General features: G+C 72.1%; 15 protein-coding genes and 1 pseudogene. 9 read left to right on the forward strand and 7 right to left on the reverse strand.

Annotated features, from left to right (window positions below; translation table 11 throughout):
* The 5 genes and pseudogenes from ABZ281_RS11620 to ABZ281_RS11640 form a co-directional block, all read left to right on the forward strand.
* Window positions 1-459 (forward strand): annotated as a pseudogene (locus ABZ281_RS11620) (hypothetical protein); the annotation flags it as partial.
* A 251-nt stretch (window positions 460-710) separates the two neighbouring features.
* Entirely contained in the window at window positions 711-1460 is a 750-nt protein-coding gene (locus tag ABZ281_RS11625; RefSeq protein ID WP_356654460.1) for a hypothetical protein, read from the forward strand.
* Entirely contained in the window at window positions 1457-2707 is a 1251-nt protein-coding gene (locus ABZ281_RS11630; protein WP_356654462.1) for an OmpA family protein, read from the forward strand. The genes ABZ281_RS11625 and ABZ281_RS11630 overlap by 4 nt, the downstream gene beginning before the upstream one ends.
* A gap of 144 nt (window positions 2708-2851) precedes the next feature.
* Window positions 2852-4132, forward strand: coding sequence for a hypothetical protein (locus ABZ281_RS11635; RefSeq protein WP_356654464.1), 1281 nt, complete (start codon window positions 2852-2854; stop codon window positions 4130-4132).
* On the forward strand, window positions 4129-4548 hold the full coding sequence (locus tag ABZ281_RS11640) for a hypothetical protein (protein ID WP_356654466.1): 420 nt from the start codon (window positions 4129-4131) through the stop codon (window positions 4546-4548). The genes ABZ281_RS11635 and ABZ281_RS11640 overlap by 4 nt, the downstream gene beginning before the upstream one ends.
* Window positions 4549-4570: 22 nt before the next feature.
* Here the strand turns inward: ABZ281_RS11640 and ABZ281_RS11645 are convergent, their stop codons facing one another.
* Window positions 4571-5035, reverse strand: coding sequence for an HIT family protein (locus ABZ281_RS11645; RefSeq protein WP_356654468.1), 465 nt, complete (start codon window positions 5033-5035; stop codon window positions 4571-4573).
* A 155-nt stretch (window positions 5036-5190) separates the two neighbouring features.
* Here ABZ281_RS11645 and ABZ281_RS11650 point away from each other — a divergent pair, with 155 nt between their 5' ends.
* Window positions 5191-5682, forward strand: coding sequence for an LURP-one-related family protein (locus tag ABZ281_RS11650; RefSeq protein WP_356654470.1), 492 nt, complete (start codon window positions 5191-5193; stop codon window positions 5680-5682).
* 9 nt (window positions 5683-5691) lie between these two features.
* Here ABZ281_RS11650 and ABZ281_RS11655 read toward each other — a convergent pair whose 3' ends face one another.
* Entirely contained in the window at window positions 5692-6489 is a 798-nt protein-coding gene (locus ABZ281_RS11655) for a carbon-nitrogen family hydrolase (RefSeq protein WP_356654472.1), read from the reverse strand.
* A gap of 182 nt (window positions 6490-6671) precedes the next feature.
* Between ABZ281_RS11655 and ABZ281_RS11660 the strand changes: the two genes are divergently transcribed.
* A complete protein-coding gene (locus ABZ281_RS11660; RefSeq protein WP_356654474.1) occupies window positions 6672-7496 on the forward strand; it encodes a maleylpyruvate isomerase family mycothiol-dependent enzyme in 825 nt (274 codons plus the stop codon).
* Window positions 7497-7690: 194 nt separating this feature from the next.
* Window positions 7691-8428 (forward strand): class I SAM-dependent methyltransferase, encoded by a 738-nt coding sequence (locus tag ABZ281_RS11665; RefSeq protein WP_356654476.1) that lies wholly within the window; start codon window positions 7691-7693, stop codon window positions 8426-8428.
* A 6-nt stretch (window positions 8429-8434) separates the two neighbouring features.
* Here ABZ281_RS11665 and ABZ281_RS11670 read toward each other — a convergent pair whose 3' ends face one another.
* The gene (locus ABZ281_RS11670) at window positions 8435-9730 is read right to left on the reverse strand and encodes an MFS transporter (RefSeq protein WP_356654478.1); all 1296 of its coding nucleotides are present in this window, start codon (window positions 9728-9730) and stop codon (window positions 8435-8437) included.
* Window positions 9727-10377 carry a GntR family transcriptional regulator gene (locus tag ABZ281_RS11675; RefSeq protein ID WP_356654480.1) on the reverse strand — a complete coding sequence of 217 codons (651 nt, stop codon included), beginning with the start codon at window positions 10375-10377 and terminating at the stop codon, window positions 9727-9729. The genes ABZ281_RS11670 and ABZ281_RS11675 overlap by 4 nt, the downstream gene beginning before the upstream one ends.
* A gap of 208 nt (window positions 10378-10585) precedes the next feature.
* Here ABZ281_RS11675 and ABZ281_RS11680 point away from each other — a divergent pair, with 208 nt between their 5' ends.
* A complete protein-coding gene (locus ABZ281_RS11680; RefSeq protein ID WP_356654482.1) occupies window positions 10586-11485 on the forward strand; it encodes a D-alanyl-D-alanine carboxypeptidase in 900 nt (299 codons plus the stop codon).
* A gap of 93 nt (window positions 11486-11578) precedes the next feature.
* Here ABZ281_RS11680 and ABZ281_RS11685 read toward each other — a convergent pair whose 3' ends face one another.
* The 3 genes from ABZ281_RS11685 to ABZ281_RS11695 all read right to left on the reverse strand — a co-directional run.
* Window positions 11579-12394, reverse strand: a complete 816-nt coding sequence (locus ABZ281_RS11685) for a twin-arginine translocation signal domain-containing protein (protein WP_356654484.1) — start codon at window positions 12392-12394, stop codon at window positions 11579-11581.
* A gap of 36 nt (window positions 12395-12430) precedes the next feature.
* Window positions 12431-14665 carry a glycoside hydrolase domain-containing protein gene (locus tag ABZ281_RS11690; protein ID WP_356654488.1) on the reverse strand — a complete coding sequence of 745 codons (2235 nt, stop codon included), beginning with the start codon at window positions 14663-14665 and terminating at the stop codon, window positions 12431-12433.
* A 246-nt stretch (window positions 14666-14911) separates the two neighbouring features.
* Window positions 14912-16046, reverse strand: a 1135-nt coding sequence (locus ABZ281_RS11695; RefSeq protein ID WP_356654486.1) for a dihydrolipoamide acetyltransferase family protein, incomplete at its 5' end; no start/stop codon positions are given.

Raw genomic sequence — 16046 nt, forward strand, 5'->3', positions numbered from 1 at the left:
GCCTACTCGACCGCGGCGCTGTTCCTCGCCGAGGGCGGCGCGGCACCCGTCGCTGAGGCGCTCGGCCAGTGGATCCGAGCGGACGACGGGCATTTGCCGCGACACGCGGTCCGCACCCTGCTGGTCCTCGGCCCCCTGGCCGCAGGACCCGAGCTGCCGTCCCGTCCGACGCTCGCGCACCAGGCGATGGAGGACCCCGGAGGCGAGGAGACGCTGCTGCTGCTGTGGCAGCGCGCGTTGATCGACCCGGCCCATTCGGGCCAGGCCTGGAACCTGCTGCGGGACTGGCTGCTGGCGGCCGACGAGGACGAGGAACTGACCCTTTTCGCGGAGAAGTTCGCCCTCCGGATCTGGCCGCACAAGGACCTCCGCGCCCTGTTCCACCTGCGCCGGTGGGCGCGCCAACTGCCGGACGCCCGGTTGATCGCCCGGCTTCTGCGTGGCCTGGGCGGCTGCTGAGCCCCGGCGGACCTCGTACCCCCTTCTCCCCACTGGCACCACCCGGCCCCGGCACATCACACCCGAAAACAGACCGACCCCACAGGAGGACCGACATGGCACGCCGCAAAGGCCTGTTCGCCACGCTGCGCGAGGCGTGGCGAACCTGGCGACGGAACCGGTACGACGACACCTTCTAGGAGGAGCCGGAGACCGCCGGCTCCGACGACGGGGACGAGACCGCCCGGCAGCCCCGCCGCAGGAAGGTTTTCGTGCAGTCCCTGCCCCCGGAGACACCGCTCTCCATGGCGGCGCGGGACGACGTCTTCTCCTACGAGGTGTTCCCGACGTTCCAGTGGAACAGCTCGGCGATGTCGCGGGAGACGCTGAAGGAACGCGTCGTGCACCACGAGGCGACGGCGCGCGAGGAGTTGCTGCGGGTCGGCTGGTCGGCCGCCCGCGACTGCGACCCGGCCGACCCGGTCGCCGCCGAGCGCGCGATCAACAAGAAGCTGTCGATCGACGGCAACTGGTGCTTCGACGACACCGAGGGCCTCATCCGGTGCACACCCTCGGTCCGGGTCCGGGTCGACCCCGCCCTGCGCGAGCACGTGCTGCCGCACCGTCTGAACGAGCTGACGCTCCGGGAGACACAGCGCCTGGGCCTGATCAGGGCGGAGCGGGCGCGGGAGCTCACCGAGGCCTGGCTGAAGGTGATCAGCGACCTGGAACTGATCGGTGAACTCGACGCCCACCAGCGGCGTCTGCTGGTCCCGTTCGCGGCCACGCTCGCCGACCAGGACTTCCGCAAGGTCATGGAGGGACTGCGCAGGCAGCGCCGTACCAGCGTCGACGCGCTGATCACGACGCTGGAGGGGGCGCGCGGCGCCCACCAGGAGGCCGGGCTGTTCGAGTTCGCTGACGCCTACGACAAGGCGATCGGCGCGTTCCGCCGGGAGATGGGGCTCAGCGAGTCGTCCTGGATCGAGGACGCCATCGCTTCCGAGGGGCCGGCCCTGTGAGCGCCGCACGCCGGCTTTCCGCCGCCGTCGCGGTGGTGGGCGTCCTTACGGCCGCCACACTGCTCACCGGCTGCGAGGAAGAGGACAAGAGAGCCGGATGCGCCTGGACGAAGACCCAGGCGCCCACCGCGGAGGCCGGGAACACCGTCGTCCTCGTCGACGGTTCGGCGTCCGTGCGCGTCAAGAAGGCCGGGGCCCGGGGGCCCGACTACGGGCAGACGGTCGACGAACTGCTCGACAAGGAGGACGAGCAGGGCGAGACCGTCTCCATCGGCACCTTCGGCGGGCCCGCGGGGGACATCGTGTGGACCGTGCAGGAGCGGCCCGGCGACTGGAAGGAGAGCAACGACAACCCGCGCAACCAGGAGCTGAACCGCCAGGGCGCGAACGACTGCCTGCGCGACGACCTCGCCACGGCCCAGCGGACCCGGCCCGTCGACGGGGGCACCGACGTCCTCGCCGCACTGGCGGCGGGCGCCGAGATGCTCAGTGACGCGAAGGGCGAACGGCGCCTGCTCGTGCTCAGCGACGGGCTGTCCACGACGGGCTGCGCCGACCTGCGGGGGGCGCGGTTCGGCTCGGCGCAGGACATCAAGTCGATCGTCTCGGTGTGCGCCGCGCGGGGGGAGTTCAGCGAACTCCCCCGTCTGTCGGGGGTGAAGGTCACGTTCGTGGGCCTGGGGAACTCCGCGGGCGGCCAGCCCTCCGCCGACACGGCCCAGCGCCTCTGGCTGCGCGAGCTGTGGACCACGCTGTGCGAGCGGGCCGGCGGCACGTGCGACGCCGAGGACTCCTCCGTCATGGCGGAGTCCCCCGCTCCGGCCCGGCCGGGTTCCCCGGGCGAGCCGGTGGTGCGCTACGGCGACAGCCGCTCCCGGACGATCATGCTGCCGGGAGCCGCCCTGTTCGACACGGACTCGCCGAGGCTGCGGCCGGGTGCCGTCCCCACGCTCGCCGACGTCGCCGCGACCGCACGCACCACCCCCTCGCTCGACCGGATCGTGGTCAACGGCTACGTCGACCCGCGCGGCGGCTCGGGCAACGACCGCGAGCTGTCCCAGGACCGGGCGGACGCGGTGCGGGAGGTCCTCGTCGACCACGGGGTGGCCGCTTCCCGTGTGACGGCCCACGGCGGGGGCCGGTCACCGGGCTGCCCCGAGACCGAGGAGACGGCCGCCGGGGACATGACCCGGGAGCAGCGGTGGCAGTGCGACCGCCGCGTGGACATCGAGATCATCCGGAAGTGAAGTGAGACACACGCCATGAAAGTGAACGGCAGCAACGGTTCTCACGGGGGCGCCCGCGAGGCGCCCATACCTTGCCCCGGGAAGACGTTCCTCCCCTTCGTGGGCCCGGACGGGCCCCGGCCCGCCGGGCGGCCGGCCGACCCCGTGGACAGCCGGGAACACGCCGTGCTCATGCGGGCCTTCGCGCAGGCCGACAACGGCCTGGCCAAGGCCCAGCGGAACCTCGGGGAGCTGGGCACGGCGCTGGTGGAGACGTTCCAGTCGGCGCTCACCGCGATCGACACCGTGGATCGTTTCACCGTAGGCCGGACGGCGGGCGAGGCCCGCAACCGGGTCCGCACGGTACGGGTCCGGCACACCTCGGACGGGCCGGAGGGGCTGCGCCGCAGCCGCCGGCCCTGGTCGTGGCTCCAGTGGGTGATGCTGGGGCTGAGCGCCCTGTTCGACCTGCCCTTCGTCGGCCAGGCCACGGCGCAGGCCCTGAGCGTCGGCCCGGGCGGCCCGTGGCAGACCGTGGTCTACGCCCTGTCCTTCCTGGTCGCCCTCGGGGTGTCCACCCTCCAGTTCGCGCTGAGCTGCTGGCTGGCGAGATCGCTGTTCCGGCTGCGGGTACGCGCCGCTCACCGCACCGAACGGGTTCGGCGCGCGCCCTGGCCCGCACTGCGGCACGCGCTGCGGCTGGACGGGCCCCGCACCGAGACCCGGCGGCCGGACGGCCTCCCCTGGTCCGCGCCGGTCCTTCCGGTCCTCGCCAACCTGCTGCTCCTCGGCCTGCTCGCCACGACCGCCTACACGCGGACGGACCAGAGCAACCCGCTGGCCTTCGACACGGCCGGCACGGTGATGGCCGTGTTCCTCATCGTCTCGCTCGGTCTCGCCACCGCGGCGACGGCCGTCCTCGCGCACAATCCCTATGCCGAGGCCGACAAGGCGGCCTCCGGCTCCGCGTCCGCCGCCGAGGAGAGCGCGGACCGGCTCGTGTCCGAGGCGCGGCAGCGACTCGTCTCGCACAGCACCTCCTGGCACCGGCTGCGCTCCGCCCTGGAGCAGGCGGAGGCCGACGCGCGCCGCGCCGTGGACGACGCCTGTGTCCTGATGCTCGAGGAGCGGGCCGAGAGCGGCGTCGCCGGCACCCTGGACCTGCCACTGCGCGGCTACGCGTGGCCGGCCGGCCCGGACCAGGCCGGGGGAGACGGCAGGACCGCCCTGCCCCGGCTGCGCCTGGAAATGCTGGAGCACGGCGACGGGCTGCTGGACAGGTACGCCCCGACCCGGCTGGAGAACTGGCTGGAGGACACCGTCGAGGAACTGAACGGGCAGTTCTCACAGCCGGACATCGAACCTCCAAACGCCCCGCCGACCGAGGAGCCGCCCGACACCCGGCCCGAGACCCCGCCCGGGCCCGGCGGGGCATCCCCCGGATGACCGGCGGCCCGGGTCTCGACGAACAGCGCCTCAAGCATGTGGAGCTGCTCCAGAGCGTGATCGCCCGGCTCGGCAACAACTCGTTCCTGATCAAGGGCTGGTGCATCACTCTGAGCGGGGTGCTCGTCGCGGTCGCGGACCGGAGGCCGGGCTGCGCGACGATCCCCGTGGCCCTGGCCCTCGCCGTCGGCTTCTGGCTGCTCGACGGCTACTACCTCCGCCAGGAGCGGCTGTTCCGCGCCCTCTACGAGAAGGTCGTCAGCGACCGGGGCAACCCGCCGCCCCCGTTCACCATGGACGCCGAGCGCCACGGCGGGCCGGTGTCCTGGTTCGCCGTGCTGCTGTCCCGGCCGATGCTGTTCTGCTACGGCGTGCTGGCCGCGGCCAACAGCATGCTTCTCGTCTTCCTGGGCTGAGGCGCGCCGGGCCGGGACGGGCTCACCGGCCGGCCGGGCGGGCCGACCAGGGCCGCCGGTCCGGGCCCGGCCGACGGCTGGCACCGGCGACCGGTGTCCAGGGCAGCAGGATGCCGTCGCCGTCGCGGCGCGGCACCAGGTGGACGTGCATGTGCCGCACGGTCTGCGTGGCGGCGGCGCCCCGCGACGTGATGACGTTGCAGTCGCCCATCTCGGCGGCGAGTTCCGCGACGCGCCGCATCGTCGCCGCGGACACCAGCGGGTCCGCCGCCACGTCCGGGACGTGCGTCTTGGGCAGCACCAGCACGTGGCCCGCCGTGACGCCCCCGCCGCGGGGCAGGATCGCCAGCGCGTCGGGCCAGTCGCGCAGCACCTGGGCGGGGGCCAGCCCGCGCACGATGCGGCAGAACGGGCACGTGACCCCGGTGCGCGGGCCGTCGGCGGCCGGCTCCTCGGGAAGATCGCGGTCCTCTGCTGCCCGGTGCATGTCCCCTCCAGGGTGCGGACGTGACGACTGCTCACCGTCACCGTACGGTTGCCTTCGACCGGTTGGACCCGGGGCCGGCTCCGGTGCCGGACGGGCCTCGGCCCTTCGGCCTATCGGCGGCGTTTCGGACCGGGCCGCGGGGAAGCCCTGGTTTCATGAGATTCCTCGTGTACGACCGGCTCCTCGGCTTCGGCGACGACTACTGGATCGAGGACGACCGCGGCAGCAAGGTGTTCCTCGTCGACGGCAAGGCCCTGCGGCTGCGGGACACCTGGGAGCTGAAGGACACCCAGGGGCGCGTCCTCGTCGACATCCACCAGAAGATGCTCGCCCTGCGCGACACCATGGTGCTCCAGCGCAGCGGTGAGCCACTGGCGACGATCCGCCGGAAGCGGTTGTCGCTGCTGCGCAACCACTACCGGGTGTCCCTGGCCGACGGCAACGAGCTGGACGTCAGCGGGAAGATCCTCGACCGGGAGTTCGCCGTCGAGTACGACGGGGAGCTGCTGTCGGTGATCTCCCGGCGGTGGCTGACCGTACGGGACACCTACGGTGTGGACGTCGTCCGGGAGGACGCGGATCCGGCGCTGCTGATCGCGGTGGCCGTGTGTGTGATCCACCTGGCGGAGAAGGAACGGGAGGACTGAGAGCGCAGGTCAGGGCCTGCGCGGCGGCTGGAGTCCCAGCATCCGGTCCTTCAGCACCGGGAACTGCTCCCGGGTCGTCGCGACCTTCCCCGGGTCGAACTCCACCGTGAGGACCTCCTCGTCGGCGCCGGCCCGGGCCAGTACCTCGCCCCAGGGGTCGACCACGATCGAGTGACCGGCCTGCGGAACTGCCGCGTGCGTCCCGGCCGTTCCACATGCGACGACGAAGGCCTGGTTCTCGACCGCCCGTGCCTGGGCCAGCAGCGTCCAGTGGGACCGGCGGCGCTCCGGCCAGCCCGCCGAGACCACGAGTGTCTCGGCGCCGGCGTCGACGAGACCGCGGAAGAGCTCGGGGAAGCGGAGGTCGTAGCAGGTGGACAGGCCCAGGGTCGTCGCGGGCAGACGCACCGTCACCAGCTCCGTGCCCGCGCCCATCAGCACGGCCTCGCCCTTGTCGAAGCCGAAGCGGTGGATCTTGCGATAGGCGGCGGCCAGATCGCCGGAGGGGGAGAAGACGAGGGAGGTGTTGTAGAGCGGCCCGTCGGGGTCCCGCTCCGGGATGGAACCGGCGTGCAGCCACACGCCCGCGTCGCTCGCGGCCTTCGCCATCGCCTCGTACGTCGGTCCCTCGAGCGGCTCGGCCTCGCTCCCGAACGCCTCGTAGGCGAAGGCACCCGTGGTCCACAGCTCCGGCAGGACGACGAGGTCGGCCCCTGCTTGCTCGCGGACCATCGCCGCCACGCGTCGGCGGCGCGCTTCGACCGATTCGTCCTCGTTCACGGCGATCTGGATCACAGAGGCGCGCACACTACCACCGTCCTGGCATTCGGGCCGTCCACTCGGGCCTACGATCGTCACACGAAAGCACTGCCGGGGTGCCTCACAGCAGCGTAACTTAGCTCGCAAGACGCCCACCGACAGCCGCCACCTCCCACTGGCAACGCCGCCACCACCTGCCCGTGCAACGAACCGCCGAGGGGTCCCGTTCCGTGAGTCTGCATTCCACCCTCCAGCCCTACGCCGACGCCTGGACCCACTCCATCGAAGCGATATCCGAGCTGCTCCAGCCGCTCGCGGAGGCCGAATGGAACCGGCGGACGCCGTGCCCGGGGTGGTCGGTGCGGGACGTGGTCTCCCATGTCATCGGTCTGGACTGCGAGATGCTCGGCGACCCGCGGCCCATCCACAGCCTCCCGCGCGACCTCTTCCACGTCACCAACGAGCACCAGCGCTACATGGAGATGCAGGTCGACGTCCGCCGCCACCACACGGCGCCGGAGATGACCTCCGAGCTCGAGTACGTGATCATCCGCCGCAACCGCCAGCTGCGGAACGAGTCGCGTGACCCGGGCACGAAGGTGCGGGGGCCGCTCGGCAGCGAGCTCACCCTCGAGGAGTCGATGCGGCGGCACGCGTTCGACGTATGGGCGCACGAGCAGGACCTGCGCACGGCCCTCGGCCGGCCCGGCAACCTCGACTCCCCCGGCGCGCTGGTCGCCCGTGACGTGCTGCTCGGCGAACTCCCGCGCGTGGTGGCCGAGGACGCGCAGGCACCGCGCAGCTCGGCGGTCGTCTTCGACGTGCACGGGCCCGTGGAGTTCCTGCGCACGATCCGCGTAGACATCCAGGGCCGCGGCACCCTGGAAACGGCTCCGGCCCTCGGCCCCGCCGCGACCCTCACGCTCGACTGGGAGACATACGTCCGCCTGGCCTGCGGCCGCGTGACGCCGGAGTCGGTGTCCGACCGGCTGAAGACGGAGGGCGACCCGGAACTGACAGCGGCGATCCTGCGCAACTTCGCGGTGACGCAGTAGGGGCCACCCGGCCCAGCTGCGGGCATGCGCAGCCGCCCCCGCTGCGGGCATGCGTGCCGCCAGGGGCGGCGCCCGTCCCGAGGAGAGCGGCATCCCGCTCCGCCGGGCTGCGGCCCCACCCGCCCCCGGCACCAGCCCCCAGGGCCCGGAAACCCCATGCCGCCGCCCCACCTCGCCCCATACCGTCCCTGGTCATGACCACACCACCCCACCGCACCCGTCTCACCTTCCACGGCCCGCTGTCCCAGACGCGGGCAGGCGCCCTCGTGCAACGCCTCACCCGCCACCGCCCCACCACCGTCCTGGACATCGGCTGCGGTTCGGGCGAGCTGATGCTCCGCATCCTGGCCGCCGCCCCGGATGCGACCGGCACCGGCATCGACCTGGACACCGACGACCTGGCGCGAGGGCGGAAGGCCGCCGCGGACCGCGGACTGGCGTCCCGGGCCCGCTTCCTGGAGGAGTCCGCCACCGGAACCATTCGGGGCCCCGCCGACCTCGTGCTGTGCGTGGGGTCGAGTCAGGCCCTCGGCGACCGGCTCCCCGAGGTGCTCGGGGAACTCCGCCGCCTGGTCGCCGACCACGGCCGCGTCCTGCTCGGCGAGGGCTTCTGGCAGCGCACACCGACCCCCGGCGAGCTGTCCCGCATGTGGCCGGACGCGGCGGTCACCGACCACCACGACCTCGCGGCGCTCATCGGCCTGGCGATCGAGGCCGGGTTCCGGCCGGAGTGGACGGAGACCGCGAGCCTCGACGAGTGGGAGGAGTTCGAGTCGGGGTACCTCGCGGACACCGAGGTGTGGCTCGCCGAACACCCCGGCCATCCCCTGGCCGCCGAGACCCGCGAGCGCGCCGACCGGCACCGCGCCCGGTGGCTCACCTACCGCGGCGTCCTCGGCCTCGCGTACCTCACCCTCGTACCGACCGCCTGACGTACGTCACGCGGGCACGTGCACCGTCTCCACCCGGCTGGCCACCAGCCGCTCCCGCTCGCGCCGTGCCGCCTGCCTGCGCAGCCGCAGGATCTGGGAGACGCCGAACGCCTGGAGGACGAACACCACCGAGAAGGCCAGGGAGTAGTCGTCGCCGGTGGCGTCCAGGAGCACACCGATCGCGAACAGGGTGGTCATGGAGGCGACGAAGCCGCCCATGTTGGTGATGCCGGAGGCGGTGCCCTGCCGTTCGGGCGGGTTGGCCGGGCGGGCGAAGTCGAAGCCGATCATCGACGCGGGTCCGCAGGCCCCGAGCACCGTGCACAGCACGATCAGCAGCCACATCGGGGCGTGCGGGCCCGGGTGGGCGAGCGTCGCCGCCCACAGGGCCGCCGTCGTGCCGACCGTGCCGAGCGCGAGCGGCAGCCGCGCCCCGTGGTGCCGGGCGACGACCTGGCCGTAGACCAGGCCCACCAGCATGTTCGACAGGACGACGAGGGTGAGGAGTTCGCCGGCCACCGCCCGGGACAGTCCCTGTGCCTCGACGAGGAACGGCAGGCCCCACAGCAGCAGGAACACCATCGCCGGGAACTGGGTGGTGAAGTGCACCCAGAGGCCGAGCCGCGTCCCGGGCTCTCGCCAGGAGGCGGCGATCTGCCGCCGTACGTAGGCCGCGCCCTGGTGCGGGAGCGGCTCGGGCTCGTGGCCCTCCGGGTGGTCCTTGAGGAACAGCAGCACCAGGACGAACACCACGGCACCGGCGGCGGCGCTGCCCGCGAACGCCGCCGTCCAGCCGATGCCGTGCAGCAGCCGGGCCAGGACAAGCGTGGAGACCAGGTTGCCCGCCATGCCGACCAGTCCCGCGAACTGGGCGACGAGCGGCCCGCGGCGGGCCGGGAACCAGCGGCTGCCGAGGCGCAGCACGCTGATGAACGTGAGGGCGTCACCGCAGCCGAGCAGCGCCCGGGAGGCGAGGGCCGTGCCGTACGAGGGGGAGAAGGCGAAGCCCAGCTGTCCGGCCGTGAACAGCACCGCGCCGAGCGCCAGCACCTTCTTGGTGCCGAGCCGGTCGACCAGCAGGCCGACGGGGATCTGCATGCCCGCGTAGACCAGCAGCTGGAGGATGGAGAAGGTGGAGAGGGCGGAGGCGTTCACATGGAAGCGGTCGGCGGCGTCGAGGCCGGCCACGCCCAGGGACGTGCGGAAGATGACCGCGACGAAGTAGACCGAGACGCCCGTGCCCCAGACGGCCAGGGCCCGGCGGCCGCCGGGTGGGTCGCCGGGTATCGCGACGGCGCTCATCGCACCTCTCCCCGGGCCAGGTGCGAGAACCAGCCGATGTGCCGGTGGACGATGCCGACAGCCGTCTCCGCGTCGTTCGAGCGCAGCGCTTCGAGGATCTCCTCGTGCTCGGCGAGGGTCTTGGCGATGCGGTCCGGGTGGGAGTGCATGACGGCGACGCCCATCCGCAACTGGCGGTCGCGCAGCTGGTCGTAGAGGCGGGAGAGGATCTCGTTGCCGCCGCTGCGGACGATCTCGGCGTGGAAGCAGCGGTCGGTGACGGCGGCCCCGGCGAGGTCACCGGCGGCGGCCTGCTTCTTCTGCCGGGCCAGCAGCTCCTCGAGGCGCTCGATGAGCCCGGCGGGCGCGGGTACGGCCTTGCGCGCCGCGTGCTCCTCGACGAGCAGCCGCGTTTCGACGACGTCGGCGATCTCCTGCGCGGAGACGGGCAGGACGAGGGCGCCCTTCTTCGGGTAGAGCCGGATCAGCCCCTCGGCCTCCAGCCGGAGCAGCGCCTCGCGGACCGGTGTGCGGGAGACACCCACGGCTTCGGCGAGCTCGCCCTCGGTGAGCAGGGTCCCGCCCTCGAAGCGGCGCTCCAGGACGCCCTGTTTGACATGGGCGTAGACGCGGTCGGCGGCGGGCGGTTGCTTCACGGCCAAGGTCATGCCGACAGCATAGATACAACAGGTACGCATGAGGAGATACGTCCAGTATGCGGACTTGTATGTCACACATCTGCGGCAAAGCGGGGGTCCGGCTCGGCAACAGCACAACCACGTGTGCTAGTTACGAGTCAGACACGTGCGGCCCCTTTCCCCTCGTCCTCAACTCGGCCGCACCGTTGGGGCATTCGATGTAATCGGGGTACTTCACTTGATAACCGGCATTAAGGGCACTCGTCTCCGCAGAGCTGCGGCCGTCGCCGTCACCACCGGCGCCATGCTCGCGACCGGTGCCCTCACCGTCGCGCCGGCGCAGGCCGCCTCGGCGCCCTCCATCGCCGCCAAGGGCGGCTACGTGATGAACAACGCGACCGCCAAGTCGCTCTACACCAAGGCGGCCGACACGCGCCGTTCGACCGGCTCGACCACCAAGATCATGACCGCCCTGGTGGTGCTGAAGCAGTCGAACCTGAACATGGACAGCAAGGTCACCGTCCAGAAGGCGTACAGCGACTACATCGTCGACAACAACTACGCGTCCAACGCGAAGCTGATCGTCGGCGACAAGGTCACCGTCCGCCAGCTGCTGTACGGGCTGATGCTGCCGTCCGGCTGCGACGCCGCGTACGCGCTCGCCGACAAGTTCGGCTCGGGCTCGACGCGTGCGGCGCGCGTGAAGTCGTTCATCGGCAAGATGAACACCACCGCCAAGAACCTGGGTCTGAAGAACACCCACTTCGACTCGTTCGACGGCATCGGCCATGGCGCCAACTACTCGACGCCGCGCGACCTGACGAAGCTCGCCAGCGCCGCGATGAAGAACTCCTCGTTCCGCACGGTCGTCAAGACGAAGAAGTACACGGCGAAGACGACCACCAAGTCCGGCGGTACGCGGACGATGGCGCCGTGGACGAACACCAACCCGCTGCTCGGCAGCTACAGCGGCGCGATCGGTGTGAAGACCGGTTCCGGTCCGGAGGCGAAGTACTGCCTGGTCTTCGCCGCCACCCGCAGCGGCAAGACCGTCATCGGCACGGTCCTCGCCTCGACCGGCCTGGACGCCCGCAAGTCGGACGCCACGAAGCTGCTCAACTACGGCTTCAGCAGGTAGGACGACACCAGCAGGACGGTAAAGGGGGCTCCACCGCACACTGCGGCGGAGCCCCCTTCGTCGTACGGCGGTCGTCCGATGGTCATACAGCGATCATGCGGCCGTGCGCTGACGGCGCTCCAGCGCCCGGGCCGCCTTGCGCCGGCCGCCCGACAGCACGTTCACCGGGGAGCCCGCACCCGCGCCGGGCTCCAGCTGCCAGCCGCGGATCCGCGCCGCGACCCGGACCAGCCTCTCGTCTCCGGGCCGTACGTCGACGCCGAACAGCGACTCGTCGGGCGTACGGTCGTCGCCGCCCCAGCGGACCACGCCGTCGAGCTCGGCGAGGATGTCGCGGATCACGACCTCCTGCTGCGGGAAGAACCCGCCCCGGGCGCCGCGCGGGCAGGAGCCGGGACGGATCCGCACGGCCGTGCCGGACGCCAGATTGGACTCGGGCCCGCTCCTGGCGAGGCCGGCGGGGTCGTGCCATCCGACGACGTCGCCCCGGCGCAGCGCGTCGACCTCGTAGTGGAACCGGCGCACCAGGTGGACGAGGACGGTCTCCACGTCGCCCATCCGCACGGCGACGCCCTTGAGCGGGGTGCCGGGGACAGGGCGGGTGTAGACGGTGCCGCCGTCGTCGGCGACGTTCTCCATCTCCCAGCCGTTGTGGGAGCGCGAGCCCGCCAGCACGCGCCGGGTCCGGTCCTGCGCGCTGCGCAGGGCGTCCCGTACGCGGGCCGGGATGGGGTTGTTCGCGTCGGCGTACGCCTGGGACAGGAAATGGGACAGGGGCAGGGCGGCGACGCCCACGGCACCGCCGACGGCGGCGATCCGGCCGAGCAGCGCTCGGCGGGACAGGACGCGGCGGTGCGCGGCGCCGGGCGCCGGTGATCTGCGGGGCACGCGGGGGAGGTTGAGCTTCAACGGGGTCTCTTCCTGAAGTTCTCGGCGCACACGCGCTCAGGCGTTGCGGACGATGCTGTTGTACTTCTCGAAGATCTGGTAGACGGCCAGGCTCTGGTGCGTCTGGGACTCCACGTCGGGGTCCCAGGCCCGGTAGCGGCGCAGGAGTTCGGTGATCTCGAACTCGGCGAGGTCGAGGCGCATGGAGCGCGGGGTGGTCACGCGGTCGCCGGGGGGCAGGTGGCCGCCGGGCCTGCCCCGGGTGCCCCACAGGTGGATCAGGGCCGCGGTGCGCACGCTGAACGCGTTGTCCTTGTTCAGCCGCTGCCAGACGGTCCACAGGTCGGCGTCCTTGGCCGGGTCGCGGTGGTCGCCGGTGGCGAAGCCCCAGCCGATGCAGTGGTTCCAGGCCAGGATGGCGTCGCCCGCGCTGATCTCGCCGATGCCGGTGTGCGAGTCCCGGACGGAGCCGGAGCCAGTGAGGTGGTGGTCGGCCACCTGCTGGTCGGTGGACTGGCCGGCGAGGTCGTAGTCGCGCATGGCCCAGTAGACGGCCGTCTGGATCAGCGCCTTGCGCATCGTGTACGTCGTCGACAGCTCGGTGATCAGCCCGTCCTGGTCCTGGATCGCCGCGACGGCCTGCGCGTTGGTGTAGAGCCGCGCGCCGCTGCCGATGCCTCCGGCGTCCGGGCGGCCGATCGACTGCATGTAGCGCGAGAGGTCGGCCCGCAGCGCGGGGACCCGGCGCGCGTCGAGGGCGACGTCCGGGACGGCGGGCCGCGGCCGGTCGAACGCGCCCTGCCCGGTGTCCCGCCCCGAGGCGATGTCGGCGTCGATGTCGAGCTGACCGTCACCGGAGCCGAGGGTGCGGATGACGAACTGGTCGTAGGCCCAGTCCCGCGGCAGCGGGTGACCGGCGTTGCCGTCGAAGCCCGGGGACATGTCGGCGATGAAGCTCGCGGTCGAGCAGCCGGCCGCACCGACCTGAGCGCACACGTTGCGGGAGCCGTAGACGCCGATCTCGTAAGGGTGGCCGGAGTCCGCCATCGCCTCCTTGATGCCCTTGAAGTGGGGCAGGACACTCGCGGTGATCTCGGCGTCGATCGCGTCGAAGTCGACGGCGAAGAAGATCCGGGTCCCCCGCCGGAAGCCGTGGTCGCGGGCGGCGTTGACCGCCGCGTATCCGGCGGTCCGCCCGGCGATGTAGTCGAAGTCCGAGGCGTCGTTGTTGACGGTCTGGTAGATCGGGAAGCAGCGCAGCCCCTGCTGGGCGATGGTGGCGAGCTCGCCCGGCTGGATGGCCTTCTCCGGCAGGGAGGTGGCACTCGGGTTGGTGAGGTAGCGGCCGACGTACGTGATCCCGGCGGCCTTGAGCGACGCCCCCCGGGCCGGGGTGATCTTCGCGATGGTGTCGCAGGCCTTGGCGGGGCGGGACTGGTCGCCGAAGGACGCCAGCAGGGAGGCGAAGGTGGCGAAGTCGCCCTCACCCGTGGCCGGGAGCGCGGCGAAGGTCTGGAAGGCCCGGACGGCGGCGGCGAGGGAGGAGTCGAAGGCGTCGGTGAGGGCCGCGGGCCGCCGGTTGAGAACCATCCCGGCGGAGAACAGCTGGACGAAGACGCCCGTGGCGCCCTGCTTCACGGGGTGCGACTTCAGGCCCGACCGGGTGCCGGGGCCGAAGTTGCCGTTGGCGGTGCCGTCCGCCATGCCCAGCTCGTACTGCACGCCGAACAGGAGCGCCTTGACGGTGTCCCGGGACACGAGCCCGTCGCAGGCGGTGACGTAGAAGTCCTGCCGGTTCAGGTAGCGGCCGTTGAGCCACTGCTGGACGGCCCTGACCGGTCCGGTGCCCGGGGCGGCGGGGACGTACGCGTCCATCATCAGCAGCGCCTTGACCAGCTTGGGCGTCAAGTCCGAGCCCGGCAGGGCCTGTTCGACGCCCATGTCGGTCTTCAACCGGATGACGGCCGCCTGCACCCGGGGGCCGTAGGTGCCGTCGAGGTCGCCGCCGTCGTAGCCCTTGCAGTACAGGCCGGCCTGGAGGATGCGGCAGAAGTCGGGTGAGGGGACGGTGTCCGCGTCGAGCTCGGGGTACTTGGCCGTCAGGGTGCTGAGCGTGGTGGGGCCGAAGTTGTCGGAGAGCGCCGTGATGCCCAGCTCGTACTGCAGGGCACGGGTCAGTGCGTACATGGTCGCCCAGTCGGCCTCGCCGCTCTCCTGCACGGTCGTGCCGATACGGCCGCCGTAGACGGAGTTCACGAATCTCTGGGCCTTGAGCACCATCGCGTCGCGCATGGGGGGTTCACTCACTTTCGAGGGAGTGACCGCGCCCGTCGCAGCCCGGAGACGGGCTTCCCCCGGGACGCCGGGCGCATGGTCGATCTCGTGGTGAGGTTGATCGTATGTCCGTATAAACCGCTTACTGTGTGGTACTTGGGAGGGTTCAAGGAGGCTCTTGTGCGCCTCGGCGTACCGCCGGTTCATCCCGGGCAGACGCCGGCGGCCCCCCGCCCGGAGGGGCAGAGGGCCGCCGCGGTCGGCTCACGCCCAGGTGATCAGGCGCTTCGGCTGCTCCAGGATCGCCGCCACGTCGGCCAGGACCTTCGAGCCCAGCTCGCCGTCGACCAGGCGGTGGTCGAACGACAGGGCCAGGGTGGTGACCTGACGGGGTTTCACCTTGCCCTTGTGGACCCAGGGCTGCGGCTTGATCGCTCCGACCGCGAGGATCGCGGACTCGCCCGAATTGAGGATCGGCGTGCCCGTGTCGACGCCGAAAACGCCGACGTTGGTGATCGTCACCGTGCCGCCCTGCATCGCCGCCGGGGACGTCTTGCCGTCCCTGGCCGTCGACACCAGCTCGCCCAGCGACTCGGCCAGCTGAGGCAGCGTCTTGGCGTGCGCGTCCTTGATGTTCGGCACGATCAGACCGCGCGGGGTCGCGGCCGCGATGCCCAGGTTCACGTAGTGCTTGACCACGATCTCCTGGGCGGCCTCGTCCCAGGACGCGTTGACGTCCGGGTTGCGGCGGATCGCGACGAGCAGCGCCTTGGCGATCAGCAGCAGCGGGTTCACGCGCAGGCCCGCGAACTCCTTGTCCGCCTTCAGCTCCTCGACCAGCTTCATCGTGCGCGTGACGTCGACCGTCACGAACTCGGTGACATGCGGCGCGGTGAACGCCGAGCCGACCATCGCCACCGCCGTCGCCTTGCGGACACCCTTGACCGGGATGCGGGTCTCGCGCCCGGTGTCGTAGGACGCCGGGGCGGCGGCCGGGGCGGACGCGACCGACGGCTCCGGGGCCGCCGGGACGGCGGCGGCGACCGCCGCGTGCACGTCCTCGCGGGTGATGATGCCGTCCGGGCCGGTCGGGACGACCGTCGTCAGATCGACGCCCAGATCCTTGGCCAGCTTGCGGACGGGGGGCTTGGCCAGCGGGCGGTCCGTACCGGCCGGGGCGGCCTGCCCCGCGGCGGGGGCAGTCTCCGGGGCCGTCGGCGCGTGGCCGTTCAGCTCCGTCTGGATAGCCGTCGAGGCCTGCTGGACCGGGACCTCCGGGCCCTTGCGGGGGCGGCGGCGGGTGGACGAGGTCGCCACCCCGTAGCCCACCAGAACCGGCTGGCGCCCCGAGCCCGCGGACTTCGGCTCCTCGGCGGGTGCGGCCGCCGCGGGCTGCGCG

This window comes from Streptomyces sp. NPDC006265, assembly GCF_040613555.1.
Lineage (GTDB): Bacteria > Actinomycetota > Actinomycetes > Streptomycetales > Streptomycetaceae > Streptomyces.